Annotated in this window: 16 protein-coding genes and 1 riboswitch; of the genes, 10 read left to right on the top strand and 6 right to left on the bottom strand. The window is 42.0% G+C overall.

From position 1 onward, the window contains the following. Positions 1 to 3: 3 nt before the first annotated feature. The 7 genes from JOD17_RS04960 (at position 4) to JOD17_RS04930 (ending at position 6,251) form a co-directional block, all read left to right on the top strand. Entirely contained in the window at positions 4 to 387 is a 384-nt protein-coding gene (locus tag JOD17_RS04960; protein ID WP_204695950.1) for a thiol-disulfide oxidoreductase DCC family protein, read from the top strand. An 87-nt stretch (positions 388 to 474) separates the two neighbouring features. Then, positions 475 to 586: riboswitch (SAM riboswitch) on the top strand. Between the two features lie 194 nt (positions 587 to 780). Further along, entirely contained in the window at positions 781 to 1,983 is a 1,203-nt protein-coding gene (metK, locus tag JOD17_RS04955; protein WP_204695949.1) for a methionine adenosyltransferase, read from the top strand. Positions 1,984 to 2,142: 159 nt separating this feature from the next. After that, a complete protein-coding gene (locus JOD17_RS04950) occupies positions 2,143 to 3,093 on the top strand; it encodes an ABC transporter ATP-binding protein (RefSeq protein ID WP_042360352.1) in 951 nt (316 codons plus the stop codon). Further along, positions 3,090 to 3,821 (top strand): ABC transporter permease, encoded by a 732-nt coding sequence (locus JOD17_RS04945; RefSeq protein WP_204695948.1) that lies wholly within the window; start codon positions 3,090 to 3,092, stop codon positions 3,819 to 3,821. The genes JOD17_RS04950 and JOD17_RS04945 overlap by 4 nt, the downstream gene beginning before the upstream one ends. After that, positions 3,818 to 4,507, top strand: coding sequence for an ABC transporter permease (locus JOD17_RS04940; RefSeq protein ID WP_204695947.1), 690 nt, complete (start codon positions 3,818 to 3,820; stop codon positions 4,505 to 4,507). Before JOD17_RS04945 ends, JOD17_RS04940 begins: the two co-directional genes overlap by 4 nt. Positions 4,508 to 4,581: 74 nt before the next feature. Continuing rightward, a complete protein-coding gene (locus JOD17_RS04935; protein WP_204695946.1) occupies positions 4,582 to 5,637 on the top strand; it encodes a sensor histidine kinase in 1,056 nt (351 codons plus the stop codon). Continuing rightward, positions 5,634 to 6,251: a response regulator transcription factor gene (locus JOD17_RS04930; RefSeq protein WP_204695945.1), complete on the top strand. Its 618-nt coding sequence runs from the start codon at positions 5,634 to 5,636 to the stop codon at positions 6,249 to 6,251. The genes JOD17_RS04935 and JOD17_RS04930 overlap by 4 nt, the downstream gene beginning before the upstream one ends. Positions 6,252 to 6,472: 221 nt before the next feature. Here JOD17_RS04930 and JOD17_RS04925 read toward each other — a convergent pair whose 3' ends face one another. Both JOD17_RS04925 and JOD17_RS04920 read right to left on the bottom strand, forming a co-directional pair. Then, on the bottom strand, positions 6,473 to 7,705 hold the full coding sequence (locus JOD17_RS04925) for an aminopeptidase (protein WP_204695944.1): 1,233 nt from the start codon (positions 7,703 to 7,705) through the stop codon (positions 6,473 to 6,475). Continuing rightward, the gene (locus JOD17_RS04920; RefSeq protein WP_042360357.1) at positions 7,702 to 8,235 is read right to left on the bottom strand and encodes a gamma carbonic anhydrase; all 534 of its coding nucleotides are present in this window, start codon (positions 8,233 to 8,235) and stop codon (positions 7,702 to 7,704) included. Before JOD17_RS04920 ends, JOD17_RS04925 begins: the two co-directional genes overlap by 4 nt. Positions 8,236 to 8,403: 168 nt before the next feature. Here JOD17_RS04920 and JOD17_RS04915 point away from each other — a divergent pair, with 168 nt between their 5' ends. Next, on the top strand, positions 8,404 to 9,189 hold the full coding sequence (locus JOD17_RS04915; RefSeq protein ID WP_204695943.1) for an alpha/beta hydrolase: 786 nt from the start codon (positions 8,404 to 8,406) through the stop codon (positions 9,187 to 9,189). A gap of 24 nt (positions 9,190 to 9,213) precedes the next feature. Beyond that, on the top strand, positions 9,214 to 10,290 hold the full coding sequence (locus JOD17_RS04910) for a tetraprenyl-beta-curcumene synthase family protein (RefSeq protein ID WP_204695942.1): 1,077 nt from the start codon (positions 9,214 to 9,216) through the stop codon (positions 10,288 to 10,290). A gap of 24 nt (positions 10,291 to 10,314) precedes the next feature. Here JOD17_RS04910 and JOD17_RS04905 read toward each other — a convergent pair whose 3' ends face one another. From JOD17_RS04905 to JOD17_RS04890, 4 genes are read right to left on the bottom strand one after another with little or no spacing between them, the layout of a single operon-like run. After that, on the bottom strand, positions 10,315 to 10,767 hold the full coding sequence (locus tag JOD17_RS04905) for a DinB family protein (RefSeq protein ID WP_204695941.1): 453 nt from the start codon (positions 10,765 to 10,767) through the stop codon (positions 10,315 to 10,317). A gap of 11 nt (positions 10,768 to 10,778) precedes the next feature. Then, positions 10,779 to 11,276 carry a cyclic pyranopterin monophosphate synthase MoaC gene (gene moaC, locus JOD17_RS04900; RefSeq protein ID WP_204695940.1) on the bottom strand — a complete coding sequence of 166 codons (498 nt, stop codon included), beginning with the start codon at positions 11,274 to 11,276 and terminating at the stop codon, positions 10,779 to 10,781. Further along, positions 11,273 to 11,848, bottom strand: coding sequence for a molybdenum cofactor guanylyltransferase (mobA, locus tag JOD17_RS04895; RefSeq protein WP_204695939.1), 576 nt, complete (start codon positions 11,846 to 11,848; stop codon positions 11,273 to 11,275). Before mobA ends, moaC begins: the two co-directional genes overlap by 4 nt. Then, entirely contained in the window at positions 11,845 to 12,333 is a 489-nt protein-coding gene (locus JOD17_RS04890; RefSeq protein ID WP_204695938.1) for a MogA/MoaB family molybdenum cofactor biosynthesis protein, read from the bottom strand. The genes mobA and JOD17_RS04890 overlap by 4 nt, the downstream gene beginning before the upstream one ends. A gap of 95 nt (positions 12,334 to 12,428) precedes the next feature. Between JOD17_RS04890 and moaA the strand changes: the two genes are divergently transcribed. Continuing rightward, a complete protein-coding gene (gene moaA / locus JOD17_RS04885) occupies positions 12,429 to 13,445 on the top strand; it encodes a GTP 3',8-cyclase MoaA (protein ID WP_338028752.1) in 1,017 nt (338 codons plus the stop codon). Positions 13,446 to 13,447 lie beyond the last annotated feature (2 nt).

Genomic DNA, 13,447 nt, shown 5'->3' with positions numbered 1-13,447 from the left:
ACTATGGACTCATGTGTCGTCTTTTATGATCAAAAATGTACGATTTGTCAAAAAACAAAGCGTGTGATCCAAACCTACGACCAGTTTAACCATGTTAAATGGGTGGATCTGCATGAACCTGAGTTAGAACAACAATATCCGTTTGTTCAATCGACTGATTTAACGAAAGAAATGCATGTTTTAATCAATTCGACGTACGTGTATCGTGGTTTTGATGGCGTTATTAGGCTACTGGAAGAACACGCATTATTAAAGTACCCGATGCGCATCATAAACATGAGACCATTTAACGTGATTGGCAAAGGGTTATATAGGAAGATTGCCGAAAATCGGCCAATCATTGGGCAACATTGCAATCATGATCAATGCAAAATCGACAATTCTTAGTCAATAGAACAGAAAATTCTACGATTCGATTAATCCCTTGTCGAGATTTGCAATTCTTTGCGTTTGCCGTTATATTTACTTGGTAGGCTTTTATCAGGAGAAGGTGGAGGGACAGGCCCTGTGAAACCCAGCAACCATCTGTAGTCATACAGATAAGGTGCCAACCTGGCAAAACATCATCTGTTTTGCAAGATAAGAGGCGAAAGGTGAAAGGTAATGCCCCTTCCCTCATCGGTGAAGGGGCTTTTTTTCATGAAATCATACGATACAACTCGCCCTTATATTCTTTATGGTTCTTGCCATAAAGGGAAATGAAGTGTTTTGAGTCGATACACGCACTCTAGGGCACTTCAAACATATAAAGTAATACAGTGTTTCATAAGGAGGAGAATCATGGAAGCAAATGGGCGTCGCCTTTTTACGTCAGAATCTGTAACAGAAGGCCATCCAGACAAGATTTGTGATCAAGTGTCCGATGCAATCTTAGATGAAATTTTACGACATGATCCAAACGCAAGGGTGGCATGCGAAACAGTAGCCAATACTGGGATGATCTTAGTAACTGGTGAAATTACTACAACGACATACGTCGATATTCAAAAGATCGTTCGTGAAACGTTAACTGAAATCGGCTACACGAGAGCGAAGTATGGCTTAGATGCTGAAACGTGCTCGATTCTTACCGCGATTGATGAGCAATCTCCTGATATTGCTCAAGGTGTTAACGCAGCACTCGAAGCTCGCGAAGGGGCAATGACCGACAAAGAAATCGAAGAGATCGGAGCTGGCGATCAAGGGTTAATGTTTGGTTATGCGGACAATGAAACGAAAGAATATATGCCTATGCCAATTTCATTGTCACACCGACTTGCCCGTCAATTAGCAAAGGTCCGTAAAGACGGCACATTAGATTACTTACGACCTGATGGTAAAACACAAGTGACAATTGAGTATGATGAAGATGACAAACCAGTACGAATCGATACGATTGTTATCTCAACACAGCATCATCCAGAAGCAACACTAGAGCAAATTGAGCGTGATTTGCAAAAGCATGTGATTGATCCGATTGTCCCAGAAAAGTGGGTCGACGAAAAAACGAAGTTCTTTATTAATCCGACAGGACGCTTCGTGATTGGTGGACCTCAAGGGGATGCAGGATTAACTGGACGAAAGATTATTGTTGATACGTACGGCGGATTTGCTCGTCACGGTGGAGGCGCGTTCTCAGGAAAGGATCCAACAAAAGTTGACCGTTCGGGTTCCTATGCCGCACGCTACGTTGCGAAGAACCTCGTAGCCGCTGGACTTGCAGAGAAATGTGAAGTTCAATTGGCTTATGCGATTGGGGTTGCAAAGCCTGTCTCTATTTCAATTAACACGTTTGGTACGGGTAAAGTAAGTGAAAGTGAACTGCTTACGCTCGTTGAAGGTCATTTTGACTTGAGACCTGCAGGTATTATTAAAATGCTCGACTTACGTACTCCGATTTACAAGCAAACCGCAGCTTACGGACATTTCGGCCGTACAGATGTTGATTTACCATGGGAACGTACGGATAAAGCAGACCAACTCAAAAGAGCAGCAAACATCTAGACGATGTAGAAGCCTTGTCATTATGACAAGGCTTTTTTTGTTGTGGAGTATAGGTTGTCCTTTCACGTTGCCATGACAATAATCTAATGACAGATGTCACTACTTATTCATCTAAGAACGCTACATACTAAAGGTAATCTAATTGGGATGGTGAAAAGAATGACAATTGCATCAATCAAAGGCATCGTGAAGCGGTATAAAGATCAAATTGCTCTTGATTATGTTGATTTAGATATTCATGAAGGGGAAATTCTCGGTTTGCTAGGACCGAACGGTGCAGGGAAAACGACGCTCATTCAATGTTTAATGGGGATTATTCCTTTTGATAAAGGCGTGATTCAACTATTCGGGGAAGAGGGAGCGGTATTTCACCATGAAAATAAAAAGAAAATGGGTCTCGTTACGCAAGAGATTACCGTATTTGAGGAATTAACGGCGAAAGAAAACTTAGAGTTTTTTGCAGGCGTATACGGTTTGAAGGGTGAAGAGAAGAAGCAACGGGTCAAAGAAGCGCTTGAGTTCGTTGGACTATCGTCAAAGGCAAAGCAATCGCCAAACAAATTCTCAGGTGGGATGAAGCGAAGATTGAACATTGCTTGTGCTCTTACCCATCGTCCGAAGCTTCTAATTATGGATGAGCCAACCGTTGGCATTGATCCGCAATCAAGAAATCATATTCTAGACGCGGTCAGAAAGCTAAAAGAACAAGGCACGACCATCTTATACACGACGCATTATATGGAAGAGGTTCAATCGATTGCTACACGGGTTGTCATCGTTGATCAAGGACAGGTGATTTCAGAAGGTACTGTGGATGAATTAATTAAAAACATTCAGCATGAAGAGAAAATCTTCATTGATGTAAACGATGTGTCAACAATACCAATCGAGCGTTTACGAGGCTTGGAAGGTGTTAAGCAAGTACAAGTGAGCGGATCAGTCGTGCAAATCATTTCAAATGCGGGTGCAGGTAACCTTGATCGAGCACTTTCTATCGTGAAAGAAACGAGTGGTGTCGTCGGAATTCAAGCAGAAAAGCCGAATTTAGAAGACGTTTTTCTAACACTTACAGGCAAACAACTTCGTGATGGAGAGGATGATCCTTCATGAAAGAACTAGCTACGATTCGGTTCATTGGAATTAGAATGAGTCGTGATTTTATTACGATGCTTTTGTTGCTTGTCGTTCCAATTATTTTAATTACAGTCTTTTCAATTATTCTAGGAGAAGCGGAAGGGCTTACTGGTACACCGATTAGAGATGAAACCGTTGTCCTTTTAGTTCTCGGATTTCAACTGTTCGGCGGTGCGATCACCATGAATTACGTTCATCAAGACCTCTTTGCGGAAAGAAAGGATCGCTTGCTTTCATTACCGATGAATACGAGGTTATATGGATTTACGATAATGCTTGCGGGCATCGTTTACTCGATTGTGTTAGGGACTATATTAATCGCTTATACGGCCTTGATCTTTGATGTGAACTGGGGTAATTTCATGTGGGCATTACTCGTCATTACGCTCATGTCGTCTTTATCCAGCATCATTTGTCTCGTATTCACTTTTTCAGTAAACAACTTTAAAATCGCTGAGCGATTAAGTGAAGTGTACGGTGTTGGGATGATTTTACTGGCGGGGATGTTCTTTCCGATGCCAGACAATGCTTTGATCAACATGTTCAATGACTATGTGAACCCGCTTATGCTTGCGTATACGACGATTGATCAAGTGAGAAGCGGGGGGCTTTCAGACGGTTGGTTGAATGCAGTACTGCTTAGTGTGCTCATTATAATAGCTTTTGGATTGTTACTTCTGACCGGACGGAGACGTATGCCATGACAATATTTATATTTGCACTCAAACGAATACTACGTGATAAAACGAACGTATTGTTTCTGACACTATTTCCAATCGCTGCGATTTTTCTACCTTTAGCGCAAGAGGGTTGGCCACTGCTTCCTCTCGGTTATCAATATTTTGGTGTTCTACTACTTTTTGTTAGCATTCGCCTTACGGGTATTATGATTGAAGATCGTCAAAAAGGGGTTGTTAAACGACTTGCCGCAGCGCCAATTTCACACTTTAACTACTTGTGGCAAAACTTGCTCGCATTTTCGGTCATTATGGTGATCCAAACTGTCATCGTCATCATAGGTGGGCACGTGTACGGTCATGAATTATATGGGCCTTGGAACTTGGCGATTCTTTATATTGTCTTTACGTTCACATCCATTTCAATTAGTCTCGCTTGGAACTCATTATATAGAAGTAAAGAATCATCATTTCTAATATTTATGGCAGTGATCGTCTTGATGGCTTTGCTCGGTGGAATTCTTTTCCCTATGGAGATGATGCCTGAAGCTTTTCAAAGAATTGCTGTGATCTTTCCAACGTATTGGCTCTCAGAAGGTATAGAATGGATCGTTTTAGGTGAAGATCGTGGAGATTTCTTGTTCATTAATGGTGTTTTACTGCTATATGCATTGTTCTTTTTAATCATAGGAAGCATACGAAGAATTAGTTAGAGGTTTACGTGTTGCCCTTCAGCTCTTGAGCGGAGGGTTTTTAACACTTATAGTAAGTTTAAAGAGGTGATCATATGGTGAATGTATGGCGATTTATGAACATCGTGTTTTTAATTGCACTATGGATGTACCAAGATCCCCCCCTTGTTAGTTTCTTATTTGTAATTTCCCTCGCCATCATCGTCTGCTTACGGTGGCGTTTTCGTCTGCCGAGTTGGATGATCATCATTGACCTACTCTTATGCTTTCTATTTATTCCGTTTTGGAGTAGTAGTGCATACGGCTTAGCGTTACCTGTATATGAAATGATGTCTCGTCAAAAATATCGCTTCCTCATTATTGTGATTTTACTTCTTACACTGTTTGAGCTTTATTCAATCGTTTTATTATGGTTACTTTTCCAAGCAGGTGTTTTTGGTGTGTGGGACGCAAGTTCGAGTAAACAACGTGAACGATACATAACTGAAGCGGACCGGGAACGTCACGCTCGCCATGCACTTGAAAATGTGAAAGAAGAGTTGTTGCAGTCTAGTCGCAAAGCGGCCCAACTAGCAGAAGTGTCTGAACGCAATCGGATTGCGCGAGATCTTCATGATCACGTTGGTCATGATCTAACTGGAGCAAACCTTGCTTTAGAAGCTTACGAGCAATTAGAAGGAAAAGAAGCAGAAGTGATGTTGAATGAAGTGAAGCTTCGGGTAGCTCGTAGTACAGCAATGCTCCGTGACACTGTCCATGATATGACGCCAGTTGCCAGAATCGGTGTTGATGTGCTCGAGCATATTGCCAAAGAATTTATTCACACACCAGTTTCTTTTCAATGTTCAGGAGATATGCAGCTTGTTCCTGCTCATTATTGGGGACTATTAGAACCTTGTTTAAAAGAAGCGTTAACGAACGTGGCAAGGCACAGTGACGCAACTGAAGTAAACGTTAATCTTGATGTAACGATGTATTTAGTGAGGTTAAGCATACAAGACAATGGGACTGGATCAAAGCATCTAGGAGAAGGTAGCGGCATTCGGAACTTAAAAGTCCGTGCCCGAGCGAATGGTGGCAGCGTAACCGTTAATGCTGTGAACGGTTATCAAGTTGTATGTGTATTACCACTTGAGGAGGATGGAAGATGAAGTTAGTTATCGTTGACGACGATCCCCTCGTCAGGCAAAGCTTAACATTGTTATTAGAAAAGGAAACAGACTTTACGGTTATAGGTGTAGCTGCAAATGGTGAGGAGGCTCTGCGTCTTTGCGAAAAACATCAACCTGATGTCATTCTTATGGATATTCGCATGCCTGTGATGGATGGAATTGAATGCACAAAACGAGTGAGTGAAACGTGGCCACAAATTCGAATTATGATGCTGACAACGTTTAAGGATGAGCAGAACATTCGTCTTGCGCTAAACGCAGGGGCAAAAGGATACGTCTTAAAATCCTCCTCAATTGATGATATGGCACAACAGATTCGTACGCTTGCAGCAGGAAGTTCAGTTCTCGATGCGGATGTGCTAAAGGAAATTGTGAGTCCAACCGAACAGTATCAGCATGTTGATCAATTAACCAAAAGAGAAAATGACATTGTCGAAGCGATTGCAAAAGGGTTGTCCAACCAAGAGATTGCCGATTTGCTCTTTTTAAGTGTTGGTACGGTGAGAAATACACTCTCGGTAATCTTAGATAAATTAGAATTAAGAGACCGCACACAGCTTGCGATTTTTTATTGGAAACAAGTGCGAAAGTAAAATGAGTAACTTCGCAGGAGCGGTTTAATGATACGAGACAGCGCTACACCCCGTAGGTGTTTCTGACACTTCACGCGCTCGAAATCGCCGCATAAACATTTGTATGTTTATTTGATACTGAATTGATCAAAATCACCCCATATAAGACTGGACTGTTCAAATGTCCAACATAGAGAAGAAAACCCTGGTTCTCTGAACCAGGGTTTTCTCGATGATCTGTATTAGATTGCCCATTCTCCGTTACGGAACACCGCTTCGCGAGTTCCATCTGCATGGATCCCATCGATGTCCATATCTGCAGCGCCCATCATAAAATCTACGTGAGTGATGCTTTGGTTAATGCCATTTGCTTCGAGTTCTTCTTTGTTCATTTCTTTGCCACCTTCAATGTTAAAGGCGTATGCACTACCGATGGCTAAGTGGTTTGAAGCATTCTCGTCAAAAAGCGTGTTATAAAAGATTAAATCCATATCAGAAATTGGCGAACGGTGAGGAACTAATGCTACTTCACCGATGTATTTTGAACCTTCATCGCCTTCTAAAATGCCCTTTAATGTTGCTTCACCTTGAGCGGCTTTGAAATCGACAATCTTGCCGTCTTTAAACGTTAAAGTAAAGTCGGTAATTAATGTGCCACCGTAGTTGAGTGGCTTTGTACTCGTGACGGTACCGTTCACTCCGTGTTTCTTAGCAGCAGTAAACACTTCTTCAGTCGGGATGTTGGCAACAAAATCTACGCCCGCTTTACTTGTACTTCCGCCTGACGCCCAGATGTGTGTTTCTGGTAGTTCAATCGTTAAGTCAGTGCCGTTTGCTTTATAGTGTAAGGCGTGGAACTTCTTGTTGTTAAGCTTTTCGCGTTTTTCGTCAAGTACGGCTAGGTGATTTTGCCAAGCTTCAACTACATCGTCTTCATGCATGCGTGTCGCTTGGAAGATGTCATTCCAAAGCTTTGAAACCGCTTGTTCATCACTTTCGTTCGGGTACACTTTCTTTGCCCATGCTGCAGATGGAACAGCAACAATCGACCAACTTACTTTGTCTGACTGAATATAGCTTCTAAACGTTTCATTCGCTTGTCCACCTGCTTTTTGTTGCATGGCGACATGTTCAGGGTTGGCTTCTTTTAATAAGTCGGGATTGCCACCAGTGATTGAAAGAAATGCAGCGTCTTCTTTTGCTGCTTCAACAAGTGGGTCAGCTTTCCATTGTGGATAGGTTTTGAACGCTTCTTCGTCCGCATATTGGAATTTAAGACGAGTTGCTTCTTCATCATTCCATTCGATATGCACGTTGTGTGAGCCAAGTTCGTAAGCGCGCTTTGTGAGAGCGTGAACAAATGGCGCAGCATACGTGGGTGTCCTGACGTAAAGCGTTTGTCCTTTTTGTAAATTCACACCTACTTTAAGAGCTAAATCTGCGTAGTTTTCAAGGTTTTGTTGGAATTCGGTCATGATTCATCGCTCCTTTGTTGTTGTTGCTGTTTGTATATCTTTCCCCGTTCAACATATTCATCCCTAATCCGTGAGAGTTCGCGTTGATCTTCTTCAGTTAACTCACGTACGACGCGGGCAGGACTTCCTAGTGCAAGTGTGCGTGGAGGGATTTTCGTTCCAGGAGTTACGAGAGCTCCAGCGCCAATGAACGCCTCTTCTCCAATTTCAGCACCATCAAGAACAGTCGCTTTCATACCGATGAGCGCGTTTTTTTTTATCGTACAGCCGTGTAACATCGCTTGGTGTCCTACCGATACATCATCTTCAATGATTACCGGGTTGCCCGGACTTTGATGGATCATTGATTGATCTTGGATGTTTACTCGTTTGCCGATGATTGTTCGATCAACATCTCCTCGGATCACGGTGTGGTACCACAATGTTGACTCCTCACCAATAACGACGTCTCCAGTGACGATCGCACCTTCAGCTAGAAAAACGGTTGAATCAATCGTTGGATGTATGTCTTTATAAGGGTAAACGCTCATAGGTGTAAAACTCCTTTCAATTCATTTCCAGTGTACCAAAAAAGCCTAATAAGAACGAAACTTTTAGTTGGATCTGCGTGATTATCCCACAATAGATGAAAAAAATAGCGACATATGGTGTAATAGAAGAATAAATGTTGGCAATGACGACATAGGAGTGAATGAAACATGCGGATTTGGGAAGCAGAACAAGCGATCGGTGTTTTTGTCATTGTACACGGAGCTGGAGAACATTATGGTCGTTATACGTGGCTAATAGAGCGATTAAATCGCGAACATTTCCACGTGATTGCAGGTGACCTTCCAGGTTTTGGGAGAACGCGAGGAAAACGAGGGCATATTGATCATTTTGAGCAATACATTGACGCGGTTCACCATTGGTATAAAGAAGCGGTAACGTATGAATTGCCGGTCTTTTTATTTGGTCATAGTATGGGAGGCTTATCAGTCATTCGCACGATGATGGAGAAACAATTACCGGTTCGCGGTGTTGTATTATCGTCGCCGTGTCTCTCACTGTACGATCCTCCGAATAAAGCATTAACAGCGGTGGCAAAAGGGATTCATCGAATCGTTCCGACGTTTAGTGTGAAAAGCGGAATTAAAACCGATCACGCAACGAGGAATGAAGACGTGCGATCTGATTTTCATAAAGATGAGCTTTTCGTACATACGGTATCGGTACGTTGGTATCAAGAGATGCAAAAAGCGATGAAGACAAGTTTGGATCATGCATATGAATTTCCAAATGTATCGCTATTGCTTTTGCAAGCTGGAGAAGATTACCTAGTTGAAAAGACCGCTTCACATGAATGGTTTAATCGACTGCGAATTGAAGACCGTTCCATGAGGGAATGGCGTGGCTTGTATCATGAGCTATTTAATGAACCAGAACGTGAAGACGTGTTTCGCTTTATGTTGTATTTTATGTGGCAACGATTGGGAAGACTTTAATTGAGAAGTATTTAGGAGGAAGTTATGAATTTTCAGGTGCCAAAAAAGCCGTGGACGATTCTTTTACGGACATACAAAGAGACGATTCCAGAAGTTCATCGTCAACTTGAACATTGGAAAGCACGCGCAACACAAATGCCAGACCAACAACTAAGTAAACAAGCGGTTTGGACGATTGATGATAAAGACTTCCACTGTGAAGGTGGCAGTGTGCTTGCAATGCTTGCAGGAGGAAACAAAGAAGCATTTATTCGATTCCTTTGTGCGTATCAAACGATCTGTGATTACTTAGATACCCTTTGTGATAAAAGTGAATCACAAGACCCGGAAGATTTTCGGGCATTACACGATGCACTATTAGATGGCCTAACGCCTGGCGCAGAGCTAAAAGACTACTACCGTGTGCGTGGTGGTTATGACGATGGTGGGTATTTACACGAACTCGTAAAAACGTGTCAGGAAACGGTTCAGACGTTCCCGGGATTTGTGGAAATGCAAGAAGACATGAAAGAAGTTGCTCAGTATTACGTTGACTTCCAAGTGTATAAGCATGTGCCTGAACATGAGCGTGAAGGGCTATTAAAGGCATTTTTTGAAGAGCATAAAGACAAATTCCCTGAGCTTCGTTGGTATGAATTTTCTACGGCGGTCGCTTCTACATTAGCGCTATATTGCTTAGCAGCATACGCTGCAGCATTGCCTCGTACGAAGGAAGAGTCAAAGCAAATTAAAGAAGGTTATTTCCCGTGGATGCAAGGTGTTCACATTATGCTTGATTATTTTATTGATCAAGAAGAAGACTTCCAAGAACAAGAAATGAACTTTGCTGCGTATTATGAGAGCGAAGATGAAATGGTGGAGCGCTTCCACTTCTTAGATCGAAAAGCCGAAGAAAATTTACGTGGTCTGCCGGATGAAGAATTTCACCGCATGATTAAGCGTGGGTTATACGCCATCTATTTATCAGACGGTAAAGTGCAAGGCAATATGGAAATGAAGCATGCAGCGAAGCGGTTAATTCAGCTTGGTGGAATGCCGACGAAGATTTTTTATTACAACAGCTGGATTTTTAGAAGTCGTAAGGATCGAGTAAATTCATAGAAGCACACGGAGGCGATTGAGCAATCAATCGCCTTTTGTGTTGTCGATAAATGAGTTCATTTCTTTTATATGATGTACATCATGTTCTTCAAATAAAGTTCGAAGCGCGTTGGCAGTCAACGTTCCTCGTTCCTGTTCAATCGTAAATTCAATGGTTTTAGGATACTTTTCATAGGCTGCTAATAATTGTCTTCGTTGTTTTAGAAACGTTTGGAGCATTTCTTTGGCAGCATAGCGGTTACTTTTTTCGGTTGCTTTTTCATTGAACAAATCATGATTTGGGAATGCTTGAATCGTCGCTCCATGAGCGATATTAGGAATGATTTCGTTTAGAATGTAGTGATCCCAATAGAACATATGACCAACCGTTTGTTTAATTGACCATTTGCCTTGTTGTATTGGGGTTTCTAATCGTTGTTCAGGTAGCCTACATAACTTTTTAATTTCATCGTTGAGCCATTCATCATGTCGAAGCATCTGATTTCCTCCTAGTCGTATGATTGTGTCCTCGGGTGATGAAAATCTCCATTCTTTCCTCCGGTTTTTGTAAGCAATAACGTTTCTTCTATGATCATCCCTTTATCAATCGTTTTGCACATATCGTAAAACGTCAGTGCTGCTGCACTAACAGCAGTTAGCGCTTCCATCTCAACACCAGTATTTGCTTCTACAGTCACAGTGGCGGTGATGACTAAAAGATGGTCGCTTTCGTCTTCCTCAAAACGAAAATCAATGTCTGTTCCTTGAATCATAATAGGATGGCACATTGGAATCCAGTCAGGTGTTTTTTTCGCTGCCATAACACCGGCTACTTGTGCAACAGACAGGGGATCACCCTTTTGAAGAGATTGATCGTGAATGGCTGTGTAGAGAGCGTTTGATAAGCGAATCTTTGATTGAGCTACAGCTTTTCTCGCGGTTCTCGGTTTTTCTTGAACATTCACCATCCGTGCACGTCCGTCTTTATTAAAGTGAGAGAAACTCATCGTCCGACTCCTTTCCAATCGTGTTCGTAATTAATATTGATAAAGTCATGTTTATTTGAAAAATTAATGGTTTTCGTGTTTACACGTTCAATTAACGTCCGCATCGAAGCATCTTTACTTGATTGATGTTGAAGTGCTCGTAAGCAATTACGGTGATAAAGCCCGTGTAACGGTTGCAATTTCCCATTGTTTATTGGAAGTAAACAATCATAGTCCGGATTTGTACGTAAATGGTTTTGTAATTCGATTAGTAGTTGAGGGGTAACCGTAGGCAAATCACCAGCCAACACTTGAAACCATTCGAAGTCTTCATGCAGAGCACTCATCGCACCGTGTAAAGCGTGCATCGGCCCAGCATGTGGGGACTGGTCAATGAGTACATGTACATCGTGTGTTAAAAAATGTTCATTCAAGTTGTTGTTCGTTAGCACGTAAATGTCGTGAGTGTTGGCTTTTTGTAGCGCATGAACACTCTTCATCCAAAGCGCTTCGTTTTCATGAAATTCAAACAGTTTTTGTTTCCCATAACGTGTTGAGCGACCGCCCGCCATAATGAGTCCAGCAATCGTCATTTTATAAGCTCCCTGCTCACATGATTGATTGTTGGTAGAATTAATTCGGTCATCGCAAGCGTTACGGCGTGAACAGATCCTGGAAGAGAAAAAATCGCCGTTTGATTAACCGTCCCAGCAATTGCATTGCTAAGCATGGCCCGCGCTCCAATTTCTTCATAACTTTTTATGCGAAAGAGTTCACCGAAGCCGTGCATCGGTGTTTCGATCAGTTGTTCAACAATTGAATACGTAGTATCACGTTCACTTATACCGGTTCCACCTGTCGTAATAATGATTGAAATTCGGTCGTCTTGAATCCAGTCTGTTAAGACAGCTTGTAGATGAAGAGGATCATCTTTTATGAGCTTGCGATCAACGATTGTATGAAGGGGTGAAAGTAGTTGTTCAATTTTTGTACCGCTTTTGTCTTCAGTCAGATTCCGCGTATCACTTAATGTGAGAATGGCGACAGATGAAGAGGTGTGGTCATGTTTATGATGCATATGCTTGTCTTCCCTCGCCTTCTGTATGTTAGAATAATACAAATTGTACATCATTTGCTACTTCTATAGTAAATGAACGTGAAAGGAGTCGTAAAGTGGCAGCCAATCCCGTTAATGATCAGTTTCTTCGACCGTTGAAAGATTTGCGCATCTCGATTATGGATCGGTGCAATTTTCGATGCTCCTATTGCATGCCTAAAGAAATTTTTGGACCAGATTATGTATTTATGAATGAAGAGCAGTTGTTGTCGTTTGATGAAATCGTTCGGATTGCAGATCAATTTGCGAAGCTAGGCGTGACCAAGCTTCGAATTACAGGTGGCGAACCGCTGTTACGTAAAGGGGTTGCATCTCTTATAGAGCGCCTTAAACAAATCAAAGGAATCAATGATCTTGCGTTAACGACAAATGGTGTGATGTTACCGAAGTTAGCGAAAGAGTTAAAAGCTGCCGGTTTGGAACGGGTGAACATTAGCTTTGATGCGTTATCCATTGAGACGTTCCAGTTGATGAGTGGAAGAAAAACGTCACCGAACGCTGTCATTCGAGGAATTAAAGCGGCAAAAGAAGCAGGACTCGGCGTGAAGATTAACATGGTTGTACAACGTGGTGTTAATGAACATGAAGTACTTCCGATGGCACAATTTTGTAAACGAGAACAAGTCACATTACGTTTCATTGAGTTTATGGACGTTGGTCAAACGAACGGTTGGAATTTTGATCAAGTCGTCTCAAAAAAAGAATTGCTCGATCAAGTAAAGTCGTTTTCGCCTGTTGTTCCGGTTGATGAGGAATACTATGGAGAGGTAGCAAAACGGTATCGTTATTTAGATCAAGCTAGTGAAGTAGGATTTATCTCGTCAGTAACGGAAACGTTTTGTGGAACGTGTACGAGAGCCCGGATCAGTGCAGATGGAAAGCTTTATACGTGTTTGTTTTCAGAGACAGGAACAGACTTGAGAGAACTCGTTCGAGAAGGTGCAAGTGACGAATTGTTAGGTGACTCAATCAGACAGATTTGGGAGAAGCGACGAGATCGTTATTCCGAAACGAGAACAGAAGAAAGTGCAAGAAGTCGCAAGAAAATAGAAATGTCCTATATTGGTGGATAAGG

The sequence above is a fragment of the Geomicrobium sediminis genome (genome assembly GCF_016908595.1).
GTDB lineage: Bacteria > Bacillota > Bacilli > Bacillales > Marinococcaceae > Geomicrobium_A > Geomicrobium_A sediminis.
This window is presented reverse-complemented; position numbering and strand designations above follow the sequence as displayed.